At 57.8% G+C, this 15,799-nt stretch carries 14 protein-coding genes; 2 read left to right on the top strand and 12 right to left on the bottom strand.

All coding sequences use genetic code 11. The features are described from left to right. Window positions 1-87 precede the first annotated feature (87 nt). Window positions 88-2,277: a TRAP transporter permease gene (locus tag FDP08_RS17050; protein WP_137437493.1), complete on the bottom strand. Its 2,190-nt coding sequence runs from the start codon at window positions 2,275-2,277 to the stop codon at window positions 88-90. Between the two features lie 87 nt (window positions 2,278-2,364). Beyond that, complete coding sequence (locus FDP08_RS17045; RefSeq protein ID WP_137437492.1) at window positions 2,365-3,342, bottom strand: TAXI family TRAP transporter solute-binding subunit; 978 nt, start codon at window positions 3,340-3,342, stop codon at window positions 2,365-2,367. 332 nt (window positions 3,343-3,674) lie between these two features. Between FDP08_RS17045 and FDP08_RS17040 the strand changes: the two genes are divergently transcribed. Then, window positions 3,675-5,336, top strand: a complete 1,662-nt coding sequence (locus FDP08_RS17040; RefSeq protein WP_137437491.1) for a sensor domain-containing diguanylate cyclase — start codon at window positions 3,675-3,677, stop codon at window positions 5,334-5,336. Window positions 5,337-5,356: 20 nt separating this feature from the next. Here FDP08_RS17040 and FDP08_RS17035 read toward each other — a convergent pair whose 3' ends face one another. From FDP08_RS17035 to FDP08_RS17010, 6 genes are read right to left on the bottom strand one after another with little or no spacing between them, the layout of a single operon-like run. Beyond that, complete coding sequence (locus FDP08_RS17035) at window positions 5,357-5,782, bottom strand: secondary thiamine-phosphate synthase enzyme YjbQ (RefSeq protein ID WP_137437490.1); 426 nt, start codon at window positions 5,780-5,782, stop codon at window positions 5,357-5,359. Between the two features lie 14 nt (window positions 5,783-5,796). Continuing rightward, window positions 5,797-6,864, bottom strand: a complete 1,068-nt coding sequence (locus FDP08_RS17030) for a succinylglutamate desuccinylase/aspartoacylase family protein (protein ID WP_137437489.1) — start codon at window positions 6,862-6,864, stop codon at window positions 5,797-5,799. 1 nt (window position 6,865) lies between these two features. Beyond that, window positions 6,866-7,771 (bottom strand): 30S ribosomal protein S6--L-glutamate ligase, encoded by a 906-nt coding sequence (gene rimK, locus FDP08_RS17025; protein WP_114613449.1) that lies wholly within the window; start codon window positions 7,769-7,771, stop codon window positions 6,866-6,868. Continuing rightward, window positions 7,768-8,265, bottom strand: a complete 498-nt coding sequence (locus FDP08_RS17020) for an ATP-dependent zinc protease family protein (RefSeq protein WP_137437488.1) — start codon at window positions 8,263-8,265, stop codon at window positions 7,768-7,770. Before FDP08_RS17020 ends, rimK begins: the two co-directional genes overlap by 4 nt. Beyond that, window positions 8,246-9,133, bottom strand: coding sequence for a mechanosensitive ion channel family protein (locus FDP08_RS17015; protein WP_427901857.1), 888 nt, complete (start codon window positions 9,131-9,133; stop codon window positions 8,246-8,248). The genes FDP08_RS17020 and FDP08_RS17015 overlap by 20 nt, the downstream gene beginning before the upstream one ends. A gap of 48 nt (window positions 9,134-9,181) precedes the next feature. Beyond that, window positions 9,182-10,000 carry a hypothetical protein gene (locus FDP08_RS17010; RefSeq protein ID WP_228263376.1) on the bottom strand — a complete coding sequence of 273 codons (819 nt, stop codon included), beginning with the start codon at window positions 9,998-10,000 and terminating at the stop codon, window positions 9,182-9,184. Between the two features lie 105 nt (window positions 10,001-10,105). Here FDP08_RS17010 and phrB point away from each other — a divergent pair, with 105 nt between their 5' ends. After that, complete coding sequence (gene phrB / locus FDP08_RS17005) at window positions 10,106-11,524, top strand: deoxyribodipyrimidine photo-lyase (protein ID WP_137437487.1); 1,419 nt, start codon at window positions 10,106-10,108, stop codon at window positions 11,522-11,524. Window positions 11,525-11,619: 95 nt separating this feature from the next. On the opposite strand, the gene FDP08_RS17000 is transcribed toward phrB, so the two are convergent. From FDP08_RS17000 to hemA, 4 genes are read right to left on the bottom strand one after another with little or no spacing between them, the layout of a single operon-like run. Then, window positions 11,620-12,381, bottom strand: a complete 762-nt coding sequence (locus FDP08_RS17000; protein WP_137437486.1) for a HesA/MoeB/ThiF family protein — start codon at window positions 12,379-12,381, stop codon at window positions 11,620-11,622. Continuing rightward, window positions 12,371-13,219, bottom strand: coding sequence for a peptide chain release factor N(5)-glutamine methyltransferase (prmC, locus tag FDP08_RS16995; RefSeq protein WP_170979084.1), 849 nt, complete (start codon window positions 13,217-13,219; stop codon window positions 12,371-12,373). The genes FDP08_RS17000 and prmC overlap by 11 nt, the downstream gene beginning before the upstream one ends. Next, window positions 13,212-14,297, bottom strand: a complete 1,086-nt coding sequence (prfA, locus tag FDP08_RS16990; RefSeq protein ID WP_137437485.1) for a peptide chain release factor 1 — start codon at window positions 14,295-14,297, stop codon at window positions 13,212-13,214. The genes prmC and prfA overlap by 8 nt, the downstream gene beginning before the upstream one ends. Beyond that, entirely contained in the window at window positions 14,294-15,583 is a 1,290-nt protein-coding gene (gene hemA / locus FDP08_RS16985) for a glutamyl-tRNA reductase (RefSeq protein ID WP_137437484.1), read from the bottom strand. The genes prfA and hemA overlap by 4 nt, the downstream gene beginning before the upstream one ends. Window positions 15,584-15,799 lie beyond the last annotated feature (216 nt).

Here is a 15,799-nt window from a genome sequence, read left to right as displayed (position 1 = left end):
CCCGGTTCCTGAGAAAACTGCTAGCGTAGCGCCCGGCATCGGGCAGGACAACCGCACACCGGTACGATTGGCCTGCTTTCTGCGGGATCAGACTGCCATGGGCGCAATGCGCTGTCTGCGCTGGCGCTGGATCAGGAACGAGATCACCGCGAGGGTAACGCCGGTCATATCCGTCCACAGTCCACCTTCGATCATCAGCAGCGCCGCGACAATCAGCATAATACGAACCAGCCAGGGCGCGCTGACCTTGCCGAACCAGCCCAACACGCCGCCAGACAACAGATACACACCAAAGGTTGCGGTGACCAGGGCGCGGGCGATAACAAACCAGTCCCCGTCCATCAACAGCGCACTGTTGTAGAAGAACATGAACGGTACGATAAATGCTGCGATGCCAATCCGGAACGAAGCTACCGACGTTTCCATGGCATTGGCCCCGGAAATGCCGGCCGCCGCATAGGACGCCAGGGCAACCGGAGGCGTGATGGCCGACACCACAGCAAAGTAGAATACAAAGAAGTGCGCCGTGAGCGGGTCAATTCCCAGTTTCACCAGGCCCGGCGCCACCACCGACGCGGCCACCGCATAAGCTGCGGTTGTTGGCATCCCCATGCCTAGCAGAATCGAAATGAACATGGCGAAAACCAGCGCGAGTAGCTGGCTGGCCTCGGCCACATCCAGCAGCAGTACCGAGAACCGGGCACCAACACCGGTGAGTGAAATCACACCCACAATAATACCGGCTGCGGCACACACCACGATAATCTGGATCGCCATCATGGACGCAATATCCAGCGCCCGCAAAATAGAGCGTATCCCCATCCTGTTGGGCGTTAACCAGCTCACCACCGCAGCAGACACTGTAGCCAGCGTACCGGCGCGAATCACCGAATACCCCTGGAACAGGGCATAGATCAGAATGATGATGGGAATGAACAGGTAGACCTGCTTGATCAACTTGCGAAGCTTCGGCAGTTCATCCTCGCGCATGCCACGCATGCCCATTTTCGCTGCTTCGAAATCCACCATGAAATAGACCGATGCGAAATACAGGATCGAGGGAATGATCGCCGCAATGGCAATTTCGGTATAGGGTATACCAGTGATTTCCGCCATGATGAAGGCGCCCGCGCCCATGATCGGGGGCATGATTTGTCCGCCGGTCGACGCAGCAGCCTCGACCGCACCGGCTGATTTCTTGGAGTAGCCCACCTTTTTCATCAGCGGGATAGTCAGCGAGCCAGTAGAAACCACGTTGCCGGCACTGGTGCCGTTGATCATACCCATCAGACCCGAAGCGAAGATCGACACTTTGGCCGGACCGCCACGGGAACGACCGGCCGTCGCAAAGGCGAAGTTCACAAAGTAATCGCCCACCTTCGACGCCTGCAGGAAAGCGGCAAAAACGATGAACAGGATAATGTAAGTTGAAGAAACCGCCGTGGTGGGCCCAAGAATGCCGGCATCGGTATACACCTGACTGAAGAAGCGCTGCACCGACAATCCGGGGTATCCGAGAAAACCAGGCAGGTAGGGACCGGCAAACACATACACCAGGAACACCAGGCCAATCACCACCAGCGCCAGACCGGCAACCCTGCGGGTCAGCTCCATGATCAGGGCGGTGCCGGCAGCGGCGGCGAAAGAAATGCCCACGGGCGCAAACGAGGTGCCCGTGCTCATACGCATATTCGTGTTGTAAGCCACCAGGAAATAGGCCGCGACGGCAATCGAGCACACGATCAGCACCAGATCGGGCACGCTGAACCGCGAGCGCTCACGCTGGTGGAACCAGCTCAGAACAATACCAACAGCGGTAGCCACCAGCAGAGGCCAGCCAAAATGCCAGGTTTCCAGCTCCGGCGGAATACGCAGGGCGCCACCGGCGACGATCTGGCTGAAGGAAAACGTCTGGTAGAGCGCATAAAGGGCAGGCAACAGGGCAACGCCACCAAACCACGTCGTCCACTTGTGTCGTGCGCCACCCTCTTCCCGGGTGGCAAACCTGGCACCGGCGTACAGTATAAAGCCCAATACAAGAGCTCCCGCGACGTGAACAATGCGATAACTCCAGGTTTCCATCGGGGCAATGTTCAGCGAGAAAAGATGGAATGATGAATAGCTGATCGTCAGCAAAGTAACAAATTTCAGCAACCAGCCTTCAAACAGCCGACGATTGGCTTCAACCGGCTCCTCGTCAACGTCGTGGGCAAGAATATGGTCTTCGTCCGACAGTACGGTCGGAGTCGGATCCTTGGGGGAGTGTTCGGTGGTCATGATAAGCCCTGTCTACAGAAAAACTGGGCCGGCATTAAGCCGGCCGCCGACGGGGGCCCAGCCGAACCCCCTGACACACAAGGGTAGTTACTTGATCTCGCTTTCGGGAATCTCGTAACCATTTTCGTTGAACCAGCGAGCCGCACCCGGATGCCAGGGCAGAACGTTGTTCTTGTCGTAGTTTTCCGGGATAGACGTGCGTGCCGCCTTGTGGATCGACACCATTTGATCGTTGTTTTCCATGGTCAGCTTGGTAATTTCATACACCAGGCTTTCCGGAACGTCACAGTTGGCGATGGCAAAGTTCCACATGGATACCACACGGGAATCTTCTTCCAAAGACTGGTAAGTGCTCGCCGGAATGATGAACTCGGAAACCGGGAAGTTATCAGTGATCTTCTCGGCTTCTGTGTCGGTCATGCCGATGATGTTCACGTCGGTCTGAACTTCCAGCTGGCTGACGGCCGGGATGGGAATGCCGGCCGCGAAGGCAATCACGTCGATCAGGCCATCCTGCAACTGGGTACCCAGGTCTGACCAGCTACCGTTGCGGCGCTCGAAGTTCACCCCCAGGGTTTCCATCATGCGCGGAAAATAGGTATCGGAGGTGGAGCCTGCGGGCCCGAAGCCAATGGTCGCGCCATCGGGAATGTCTGAAATCGAGGTGATACCAGAGTCAGACAGCGCGGTCACGGAGAAGGGCGTCTGGTACATCGGGAAGATGGCGCAGACGTTATCCATGTTCAGACCCGGTGCGAGCGGGCTGTTACCTTCCATGGACTCCCGGGCGGGGCCCATGGTGGTCAGACCGAACTGCAGATTTCCGGTGTGCACCAGCGCCATGTTCTGCATCGGGCCACCGGTGATTTCGGCACCACCAGACACGCCCAGGTTATCGGCAACAAAGTTCGCCCACCCGGAACCATACGCAAAGTAGGTTCCGCCCTGGCTGGCAGTACCAACCGTGAAGTTGTCTGGCCAGTCGGACTTGTCCTGTGCAACAACCGGACTGGTAACAGCGAAAGTGGAGGCAAGTGCCAACGCAATTACGGCTTGGGTTTTCATAGTGGGTGCTCCCCGTCTCATTGTGTTTGTTGGGTGCTCAACGAAGCACAGCAGGCTTCAGTGACGGGAATGGAGCAAGGAGCAGACCAGGTTAAAAAACTGACTTTAAAACAATAGCCTATCGAATAAAATGGCATTTCAGAGCATCAATATGGGTAGAAACCCACCCATCAAAACCCTGCAATGGGTGGAGATCGGCCAAGACTGTCAAATCTTGTCCAATGTCTTCCTTCGGGAAACGTAACTGGTCAAACTAAAATCAGGTCAGCCTTGATAGTGAGTCTGAACCCAGCCCACTCCGGAACAGCCGCCCGTACGCAAGGCCCAATGCCATGTCGATTTCTGCAAAAACCACCGCATTGATTCTGTTGATGGGGCTTTTGCTTTCGGTGTCAGCCTTTTTTATCCAGCGCAATGTTATCTATCCCGCCTTTCATGATATCGAGGTCGATTACGCCAGAAACAACATTGACCGGGTCGTCCGGCGGCTGGAAGCCCAGCGTGAAACTATCGATTTCACCGTCTACGACTGGTCGGCATGGAATGACACCTATTCGTTCATCCAATCCGGTGATCCGGAGTACATCGAGTCCAATCTGTATCCGGACACCTTTCTGAACTTCGGGTTCGATGTTGCCCTTTTCCTCGACCTTGACGGGCAACCCGTCTGGGGTAGGGTTTTCGACTTTCCACCTGAAGGCGGCTACGTCGATCTGTCAGAAAGCTACCTTGAAGCGGCTGTCGCAGCCATAGCAGGCTTCAGACAGCGGATTGACACCGAGGCATATATCGATGACCAGAGCACCAGCGGCATTGTCGAGGTGGATGGCATTCCGGTTCTCTTCGCCATGCGCCCGATCGTGAAAAGCGATGGCTCAGGCCCACACCAGGGGTATGTAGTGTTTGGCCAGTTTCTGGATGAAGAGCTGATCAGCAAGCTTTCAGAGCAGATTGTCCTGGAGTTCAGTATCGACCCGGTCCCGGATACCGGGGTTCCGGCCAGCGCGGATACCTACACACTTGAAATCATTGACCGGAGTACACTCTCCGCCTCAAAGATTTACAGCATCGAGGGCACTCCTGGCTTGCGGGCAACCGCGATTCTGCCGCGCGAAATCACTGAGCTGGGTAAAGAAATCACCTTCTATGGTGTGGCACTGCTCGTGTTCCTGTGCGCCCTTCTCGCAGTGGCACTGTTGGCATTGTTCCGATGGATGGTCGTGAAGCCGATTATGGGCCTGAAGGCTGATATCTCCAGTATCTCCAATGCCATGGACTACTCCCTTCGTGCCAGCATCAAAAATAACGATGAAATAGGCGCCCTGTCCCGGGAGTTCAATTCCATGCTGGGGATGATCGAGTCAAACAACACAGAACTGCTGCGGCTGAATGCCGAGTTGACGTCGAAGCATCAAAAGGTGCTTGAAATCCAGAGCGAACTGCAGAGCGCCAATGCGGAACTGAAACGGGTGTCCGAGCACGACCCGCTCACCGGGCTCTCAAACCGGCTGGCCCTAGAAAAGAAACTGAAGCAGGCGTGGGAGATACTGAGCCGGACCGGCGACCCTCTCACCGTCATGCTTGTCGACATTGACCATTTCAAACGCTACAACGACCGGTATGGGCACCAGGCGGGAGACGACGCCCTGAAGCAGGTTGCGGCTATTCTGGAGAGCGCTGTGCAGCGGAAATCCGACATGGCAGCCCGCTATGGCGGCGAGGAATTCCTGCTGGTGCTTCCGGGAACCGATGTCGATGCCGCCACGGAGATTGCTGCCTCGATACGGGAGCGGATCATCGCGGCCGGAATTGAACACGATAGCAACCCGGTTGAGCCATACCTGACCATCAGCATCGGAGTTTCAACGGTGGTACCCCACAGCGACCTTACCATGGAGGACCTTGTCAGTGCGGCCGACAAGGCGCTTTACAAGGTCAAGGAGAGCGGCAGAAACAGTTTCGGGTACGAGCCGGTTGAAACAACAGCCCAATAACTGCCGCTACCACCGGCCCTCTACCAGCGCCCCTGCAATGTGGCGACAATTTTCCGGCCGCCGGCACTGTCCCGGTGCTCGCACAGGTAAATGCCCTGCCATGTACCCAGGGCCAGATGGCCATCGTTCACCGGAATAGTGAGCGACGGTCCTACCAGAACACTTTTGATGTGGGCGGGCATATCGTCAGGGCCCTCGGTGATGTGCTCATAATGAGGTGCGTTCTGCGGCACCATCACATTGAAATGCCGCTCCAGGTCACCTCGCACGTCCGGATCGGCGTTTTCATTGATGGCCAGGGAGGCAGAGGTATGCTGGATGAACAGGTGCAGCAACCCTACCTGGCAATTCTGCAACGCAGGCGCCTGGGCCAGGATTTCATTGGTGACCAGATGAAAGCCCCTGGGCAGGGGCGCCAGTTCAATAAAAGTCTGATCCCAGATCATAGCCCACCTCGTCGTTATCTCTGCCGGTCATCCCAGGGGTGAACGGGAATCATATCGTCGCCCATGTCCCCTTCGTAGCTGCTGCGGAAATAATCCATGGCCTTTTCCGCCTCGTTGAGCTCATCGAACCGGGCAATGTGATAAATCGCTTCACCCTCGTTAACCAGCGGCAGGTTGTTCACACAGATCACAATGCCGGAACAGGGTGAGAGCACCGCCGTCTCGGACTCGCCAAACGGATCCGCCACCATGGCCAGTTTCTGGCCCTTGCGCACTTTCTGCCCCAGGCTTGCCACCGGACGCATGATGCCGTCTGTGTCGGTACGTACCCACTGCGAGTTGGCGGCGGTTTCCGAGCGTTTTCTCGGCGCTTTGGGGCCCTTCTTGGCGGGAATCATTTCCAGCTCCCGCATTACCCGGATCACACCTTTCACGCCACTGGAGATTACGACATCGTCAAACCGCAGGGCTTCACCGCCCTCGAAGGTCACCACCGGAATATCCTGGGAATCAGCGTAGGCCCTCAGGCTACCTTCCCGCAAGCTGGCATTGATGATGATCGGTGCCCCGAACGCTTCCGCCATGCGGATGGTTTCCGGGTTCTTCAGCTCGGCGCGAATCTGCGGCAGGTTGAACCGGTGTATGGCCCCCGTGTGCAGGTCAATAATATGAGACACCTTCTCCATGATCTGGGTACGCAGCAGATAAGCGATGCGCCCACCCAGGGAGCCGGACTCACTGCCCGGGAAACAGCGGTTGAGGTCACGGCGGTCCGGCAGGTAACGGGTACGCTGGACAAATCCGAAGATGTTAACGATCGGCACAGCAACCAGAGTACCCCGCAGATGACGCAAGGCGGAGTTGGTCAGCACCCGGCGCACGATTTCCACACCGTTGATTTCATCCCCGTGAATAGCACCACACACCATCAACACAGGGCCACTGCGGCGGCCATGCACCACTTCCACAGGAACGTGAAGCGGTGTGTGGGTATACAACTTGGCGACCGGTATTTCCACGGTCTGCCGGGTTCCGGCTTTGATTTCGTTGCCGGCCATAACAAACGGGGCTCGAGCGGCCATTTCAGCCTCTCCCCTTGGTACGAGTTTTCCAGGGCTGCTGATTCTTCTCGGTCCAGTTCATGATCATGCCGGCCACGTTTTTACCGGTGGCATTTTCGATGCCCTCAAGGCCCGGCGAGGAGTTGACCTCCATCACCAGCGGGCCGCGGCTGGAGCGCAGTAGATCCACACCGGCCACATTGAGGCCCATGGACTTGGCCGCAGTAATCGCCGTTCGACGCTCCTCCGGCGTGATGCGAATCAGTGATGCAGTCCCGCCGCGGTGCAGGTTGGAACGGAACTCACCTTCACCACCCTGGCGCTTCATGGCTGCAATCACCTTGTCACCAATGACAAAACAGCGAATATCGGCGCCGCCGGCCTCCTTGATGAATTCCTGCACCAGGATGTCGGCTTTCAGCCCCATAAAGGCCTCGATCACGCTTTCCGCCGCCTTGCGGGTTTCCGCCAGTACCACACCAATGCCTTGGGTGCCCTGCAGCAACTTGATCACTACCGGTGCACCACCCACCATTTTCAGCAGTTCCGGCACGTTGTCCGGCTTGTTGGCGAACCCTGTCACCGGCATGCCCACACCCTTGCGGGCCAACAGCTGCAGTGAGCGCAGCTTGTCTCGAGAGCGGGTAATGGCCACGGACTCGTTGACGGGGAAAACCCCCATCATCTCGAACTGCCGCAGCACCGCTGTGCCATAGAAAGTCACCGAAGCACCGATTCGGGGAATCACCACATCAAAGTCTTCCAGCACTTCCTCGTGGTAGTGGATCCTCGGGTCAGCGGAGGTAATATTCATGGAGCAGTGCAGGCAGTCAATCACCTTCACTTCATGGCCCCGGTTAACACCCTCTTCCACCAGACGACGTGTCGAGTAGAGATGACGGTTACGCGACAGAATCGCAATTTTCATTTTTTCGTCCTTAGGGCCGGTTCGCCGGCAAGATAGGAGCATTCAGGAAGTACAATGGCGCGCCGGGCCATTGCCGTTCGACCAAGCAGCATACGAAAACGCATGGAGTCACGGTTGGTCAAGGTCATTTCAATCGGCCATTCGGTGTCGCCGAGCACGATGCGGGTTTCGATCACCAGCCGAAGCTCCTTGTGACCACCGGAATCGGACACATTGCGTTCGTCCAACACCAACGCATCGCATTCCACCACATGGTGCAGATCATTCTGGATAGGGTGCACCCAGAAGCGGACCCGACGCTCGCCGCTGTCAGTGTAGGGTTCGGTACGAAACGTATGAAGACACGAGGTGCGAGCGCCGGTATCCACTTTTGCCTTGATCCGGTATATATCGAACTCAGGCAAGCCAACCCATTCACGCCAGCCGAGGGCCAGCTTTCCGTCGATGTCCGGCGCCTGGCCGGTTTTGGTGGCTTCATCCGTTCTGGTAGGCATCCGGATCTCCCTTGTTGGTTTCGGTTTCCGGCCGCAGCAGTTCCACCCGGAAGGGTTCGGAATGGCTTCCGGCATAGATACTTGTGTGGGGGAACGGTATTTCAATCCCTTCCTCGTCGAGCATTTTCTTGACGGCCACCATCATCTGGCTGCGCCCTTGCAATACCCTGTCACTAGGCAGCCAGAAAGAAAACTGCATGTCTATCGAGGATGGACCAAACCCGGTCACCAGTACAAACGCCTTTGGCTCCTCCAGACTGACACTGCTTTGTCTTGCCAGGTCCAACAACAGATTTTCCACCCGCGCCACATCCTCGGCGTAGGCAATCCCTACAGTCAGGTCCATGCGGCGGATGGGAAAGCGAGAGCGATTGACCACCCGGGTCTTGATCAGCGTTTCGTTGGGAATGCGCACATAGAGGTTGTCCGGGGTACGCAACTTCACACTCAGCATATCAATGGAAACGACTTCACCAATAGTGCCTTCCACCTCAATAAAGTTGCCGATTTCAAAGGGCTTTTCCACCAGCAGGAACAGACCGCTGATCATGTTGGAGGCAGAGGTCTGGGAGGCAAAGCCAATGGCAACGGTCAATATGCCGGCCGCACCCAACACCACATCCAGAGAGAAGCCAGCCTCCCTCAGCGCAGCAAAGAAAAATATGGCCAGTACCAGGTAGAATACCAGCCGTCTTACCATCACGGTGTGGTGACGCGAGGCCCGATCCTCCATGAACCGGGAAATGCCCCGGGCCGCGAAGGAAGCCAGCACGATGCCGAGAACCAGCAAAAACAGGGTGCTGATCCACTTGCTCCAGGCAACGGCACCGAAAAACTGCATCAGACTGCTTTCAAACTGCTCGATCAAAAAGGTAACTCCATCTGTGGCATTGGTGACGACAAACAGCCGGATCTGTCAGCCAAATATGCGGTCGTAAGCTCGTACCAGACCACCCCGAGCGGTTTGCTCCCGGGCGGGAGCCACCAGCTCGCAACGCCCGGCAGCAGCAATAAGATCATGGTCAACTCGCAGGCGCGCTGAATTCATATCCGTTTCACAGATAACCGTCACACCCGGTGTCCACAGGTGGCCCTTTTCATTGCGGTGCAGCGACAGCAGAGGGGTTGGCAGATTAAAACGCTCCAGCAACAACGGTTCTGGCCGCTCATTGATAATTCTCACGGGTGTGATCGCACGCCATGGGCGTTTGGGCACCGCATCCAGTACCAGACGTGCAAAAGTGGCAGCGGAGTAACAAAGCTCGCCCTCCATCGTAGTCCGCCCCACCCAGGTGAGTGACGGATCCGCCAGCGGCAGCTCCATCAGGTGGGTCCCTTTGCTCCCGGCCTGGATTCGCATCCACAGCAGCGTTCCCACATAGATCGTGCACTCACTGGCGGCAGGAATGGTCAGCGGCTGATAGGGACGAATGACCGTGGCGAGACTCGACATGGCCGGCAGGTAGTGAAGCTGGCAACCATCATCCGGCCGCACAAATCGCTGAACCCCCAGTTCGGCATCGGGCAAGGTATCTGTTACCCGCTGTAGCCAGCGTTCCTGATCGTCGTCTTCGGGCATGCGCTGATAACGGATCTGCCACTCCTGCTCCAGCAAGGTTGCCCAAACCCGTGTATGACAGAGCTCATGGTACTGTGTCTGTCCAGGTTCCAGCGCGTAGTGTACTCCCCATTGGCCATCCTGCATCGTTTGCGGTGTTTCCAGACTCGTTGTCATTCCGGCCCTTTATTGATGAATCCTGCGATTAACTATAATCCAATCAGCACGTTCCGGCGAATATCCATCGTCCCCATAAACCTGCCACCGGATAAAGGAAACACAATGACTCAGCTCATCTGGTTCCGAAACGACCTGCGTGTGGCCGATAACGCCGCCCTCACTGCTGCCTGCAAACAACAGCAACCGGTACGCGCCTGCTTTATCGTCACCCCGGAGCAGTGGCGCGAGCACGACTGGTCTCCTGCCCGTGTTCGTTTCGTTCTGGACCACGCCAATGCCCTGTCAAAAGAGCTGGCAAAGCTGGGTATCCCGCTATCGTTTATCACAGCAACAACCTTTGCGGACAGCACTGAAAAACTCAAAGAATTCTGCCGGCGCGAGAGTATCCGGCATGTTCACTTCAACGAGGAATACGGAGTTAACGAAAGACGCAGGGACAAAGCCCTGAAACAGGCTCTCGGATCCACTGGCACCGGCGTCAACAAGTACCGGGACCAGACCGCGGCACCCGTTGGCAGCATCCTGACCCAGCAGGAAGAGCCCTACTCTGTCTTCACCCCATTCTCCCGCCGCTGGCGTAGCTGGATCGACGCAGCGCAGCCAACCCTGTTTGCCATCCCCGAACCGGTGGGCGATGTCGTCGAGGCATCCAGCTATGACGAGACTCCCGAAGGTTTCGAGAGCCCTCCATCCCGACTGGTTGAAACCGGCGAAGATGCCGCCCACCGTCAACTGGAGCACTTTCTCGACAGCCGCGCGGGCGACTACAAGAATCTGAGGGACCTGCCTGCGGTGGATGGCACCAGCGTGCTTTCGCCCTACCTGGCCAACGGTGTGCTTTCCGGCAGACAATGCCTGATCGCCGCCCGCCAGCATCAGGGCATGGGCGGCAATCAGGAAGGCCTGGCCACCTGGACCAACGAAATCGCCTGGCGGGATTTCTACATCAACATCCTCTACCACTACCCGAGGGTGAGCATGCATCGGGCTTTCAAGCCAGAGACCGAGGCGCTTCAGTGGAACACGCCCGGCGAGAACTTCGAAGCCTGGAAAACCGGCAATACCGGCATTCCCATTGTCGACGCCGCCATGCGCCAACTGAACCAGACCGGCTGGATGCATAACCGCCCGCGCATGATCACCGCCATGTTCCTGACCAAAAACCTGTTTATCGACTGGCGCCTGGGTGAGGCTTATTTCATGTCGAAACTGGTAGACGGATTCCTGGCCTCAAACAACGGCGGCTGGCAGTGGAGCGCCTCCACCGGAACCGATTCAGCGCCTTATTTCCGGGTGTTCAATCCGGCCACCCAGAGTGAGCGGTTCGACCCGAAAGGTGAGTTCATCAGAAAATATGTGCCCGAAATTGCCAAGCTGGACAACAAACGAATTCACCAGCCTTGGATCTCTGGTGTCATTCCCGAAGGGTACCCGAGACCGATTGTCGACCTTAAGGAAAGCAGAAAGGAAGCAATAGCAAAGTTTCAGGCCCTGAAAAAGTCAGGGGAAACCGGCGGGTAAGCTCTGCCAAAACCATGCGGAGCCAGGGATGGCGGAGCCCGAGCGTACAGGGAGGTATTTACAGCGTGTTTTGGCAGAGCTTATCCGCCGGTTTTCTACTCCCCAGTTCGCCGGCCTGCGCAAACAGGGCACCCCGGATCTCTTGCCAGTTTCATTTCGCGCCACTCCATTTGCCAGGCATCCAGAATCAATAACCGGCCTGTAAGGGTTTTGCCAACGCCGGTGATTACCTTGATGGCCTCCATCGCTTGGGAGGCGCCGATCATGCCAACCAATGGACCAATGACGCCCGCCTCGGAACAAGTGAGGTCTTCATTGCCCTGTTCCGCATACAAACAGTGGTAACAGGGGCTGGATTCATCACGCACATCGTAAACCGCCAACTGCCCTTCCCCGCGGATGGCCGCGCCAGAAACCAGTGGCACGCGGGCCGCTACACAGGCGCGATTGAGGGCGAAACGGGTATTGAAGTTGTCCGTGCAGTCAACAACCAGGCTGGCAGAATCAACCTGACGCTGTAGCTCGTCCCCTTCCAGTCGTTCTGGCAGTGCAGTTACTGACACCTCCGGGTTTATACGCCGCACATGATCAGCCAGACGCTCAGCTTTGGACTCGCCAAGATCGGACTGCTCGAATGCTATCTGACGCTGCAGGTTGGCTACCTCTACACTGTCGTCGTCGGCCAGAGTCAGGTGGCCAACACCCGCAGCGCCGAGGTAGAGAGCCACCGGGCAACCCAGGCCGCCGGCACCAACGACAAGAACGCGCGCAGACTTCAGTCTGGTCTGGCCGGCAATGTCGAAGCGGGGCATCAGTATCTGCCGGCTGTAGCGAAGCAGTTCTTCATCATTCAGCATGGTGTTTTCTCCCAAGGGTATAGCGATCACGGCGGCCGTAATCCTGGCGGGTTTCCACACTGGCGAAGCCGGCCTGGGTGAAAAGCCGGTGCACCGCCGCACCCTGTTCGTAACCATGTTCCAGCATCAGCCAGCCACCCGGCGAGAGCCAGGCCGGCGCTTCGGTGGTGATCCGCCGGATATCATCCAGGCCATCGTTACCGGCAACAAGGGCCGACGCCGGTTCGAACCGTACGTCTCCTTCGCTCAGATGGTGATCCTTGCCCGCAATGTACGGAGGGTTGGAGACAATCAGATCAAAGCAGCCAGCTGGCAGATCTGCAAACCAGTTGCTCTGCCTGACCGTCACCGGCAGGCCCAGGCGGGTGGCATTTTCCGTGGCCAGTTCTACCGCTTCGGTGACGGCATCGGATGCGGAAACCTGCCAGCCAGGCCGTTCACTGGCCAGTGCCAGCGCGATGGCACCTGTGCCGGTGCCAAGATCAAGCACTTTGGCGTTTTCCGGCAACTCCAGCGCCAAGGCGGCTTCTACCAGGCACTCGGTATCGGGCCGGGGAATGAGTGTGCAGGGGCTAACCTTCAGTGGCAGTGACCAGAATTCCTGTTCGCCCAACAGGTACGCCACCGGTCGGCCCTCACAGCGTTGCTCCACCAGGGTGCAGAATCGGGCAACCTCGGCAACGTTCACTTCACGCTCAGGCCAGGCCCGGAAAGAGGTCCGGGACCATCCGGTCACGTCACTGAGCATTAATTCGGCATCCAGGCGCGGGGTATCGCCACCGATAACGTCAGCGGCTTGTTTAAGCAATGCCTCACAGGATAAAGGCGCCTCACTCATCAGCCAGTGAAGCCAGCAAATCGGCCTGATGTTCGTGCTGCAGGGGCACGATAACCGCGTCCAGGTCACCGGACATCACTTCGTCCAGCTTGTACAGGGTCAGGTTAATGCGATGGTCGGTCACCCGACCCTGAGGGAAATTGTACGTACGAATGCGCTCGGAGCGGTCACCGCTGCCCACCAGGCTCTTGCGGGTGGCCGCCATGGATTTCTGCTGGCGCTCGATTTCCTCGTTCTGGAGACGGGAGGCCAGAAAACTCATGGCCTTGGCGCGGTTCTTGTGCTGGGAGCGTTCTTCCTGACATTCCACCACAATACCGGTGGGGATATGGGTGATACGAATGGCAGAATCGGTCTTGTTCACGTGCTGGCCGCCGGCGCCGGAGGCACGGAAGGTATCCACTCTCAGGTCGGACTTGTTGAGTTCCACGGCCTCGGTCTCGTCCGCTTCCGGCATCACCGCCACCGTGCAGGCAGAGGTGTGGATACGGCCCTGGGACTCGGTTTCCGGAACCCGTTGCACACGATGGGCGCCGGACTCGAACTTCAGGGCGCCGTAGACCGCACTGCCAGCGATACGGGCGATAATTTCCTTGTAGCCACCATGCTCTCCCTCGTTTTCACTGATGACCTCCACCTGCCAACGCTTGCGCTCGGCGTATCGCATGTACATCCTGAACAGGTCACCCGCAAAGATAGCGGCCTCGTCACCACCGGTGCCGGCACGGATTTCCAGGAACACGTTCTTGCCGTCGTTGGGGTCCTTGGGCAGCATCAGTCGCTGGAGCTCTTCGTCCAGTTCCTCGCTTTTCTGTTCCGCAAGGCTCAGCTCTTCTTCCGCCATGGCACGCATGTCAGCATCACCATCGCGGGCCAGCTCTGCCGCTTCACTGATATCTTCGCGAGATTTCTGCCAGGCCTGAAAGCAATGAACAATGGGCTCAATTTCCGCGAACTCCCGGGAAAGATCCCGGAATTTGTCCTGATTGGCGATAGTGCCCTGATCACTCAACAACGCACTGACTTCCTCGAAGCGATCGGTGAGCTGCTCAAGGCGTGACTGAATCGATGACTTCATAGTTTTTCCGGGATGATGGGCGCGTCGGCATCCAGCGCATCAAGCTGATGCAACTCTCGGAGCCATTCGGTCACTTCCGTTCTGCCTTCGGTTGTCGCCTTCCTGACCTGGATGGAAGGTTCGTGGAGCAGCTTGTTGGTCAGACCCCGGGCCATGCCCCGCAAGACGGTTTCCGGGTCGGCACCATTGCGCAGGGCGCGGATGGCCTTCTCGGTTTCCGCGTCACGCAGGGTTTCTGCGCGCTGACGGAATTGCTTGAGAGTAGACACCGCATCCAGCGCCCGCAGCTGGCTGAGGAACTGTTGTACACCGTCAGTGACCAGGTTTTCTGCTTCCCGGGCCGCCCCTTCGCGGGAGCGCACGTTCTCTTCAATAACCTGACGCAGGTCATCGACGGTATAGAGGTAAACGTCCGCAAGCGAGCTGACTTCCGGTTCTATATCCCTGGGAACCGCGATATCCACCATGAAATAGGGGCGGTGCTTGCGTTTTTTCAGCGCCCGCTCCACAGCGCCCTTGCCCAGAATCGGCAGGGGGCTGGCGGTCGAAGAAATGATGATATCCACGTCGGCCAGGTGGTCGGGAATCTCCGAGAGCAGAATCCCCTTCCCGCCACGGGACTCCGCCAGCGCCTGGGCACGTTCCAGGGTGCGGTTGGCAACAAGAAAATTCTTTACGCCGGCATCCGCCAGATGCCGGGAGACCAGTTCAATGGTCTTGCCGGCACCAATCAGCAGGGCCTTGTTGCGGGACATGTCCGCAAAAATATGGTGTGCCATGCTGACGGCGGCGTAAGCGACAGACACCGGGTTCTCGCCAATGGCGGTCTGGGTGCGTACCCGCTTGGCCACGGAGAAGGTCTGCTCGAACAGGCGCGACAGGAAGGCTCCGCTGGCGTTATGCTCCCGGGCCAGGGCGTAGGCATCCTTGAGCTGCCCCAGGATCTGGGGCTCACCAAGAACCATGGAATCCAGGCCGGCCGCTACCCGCATGATATGGCGTACAGCCTCCGAGTCCCGGTAAATATAAAGCACTTCTTCCAGATCCCCGGCCTCCATGTCATGGAATCCGGCCAGCCAGCGCAGCACGGCGGGCGCACAATCGTCGTCCCCGGCAAGGTAAAGCTCGGTGCGATTGCAGGTGGAGAGGATGGCGGCCTCACTGGCCCCGGTGGTGGCTCGCAGTTCGGCAAAGGCCTCAGCCATGCGCTCGGGAGTGAACGCGACGCGCTCACGCAACTCGACCGGTGCGGTACGATGGTTGATTCCGAGAGTGACCAGTGCCATATCGGGGTTAGACTGCCTTATGCCGGAAGACGGAGAATTAACGGTATTTTAACGGTCAGAGGCCTCTATCGCCACCCAAAACCACAGTGATATCGGGAACTGCTGACAGGTTGGGCAATATCAGGCGCTTGTGCCATCATAGAACTTCGTCTTATTACGCCACATCTGAGACTGCCGCCAGAGCCACTTCCGGCCGATCAGGTGCACTGTACACAG

This window comes from Marinobacter panjinensis (genome assembly GCF_005298175.1).
Lineage (GTDB): Bacteria > Pseudomonadota > Gammaproteobacteria > Pseudomonadales > Oleiphilaceae > Marinobacter > Marinobacter panjinensis.
Note: the sequence above shows the minus strand (reverse complement) of the source record. Positions and strands in the feature narration are given on the sequence as shown.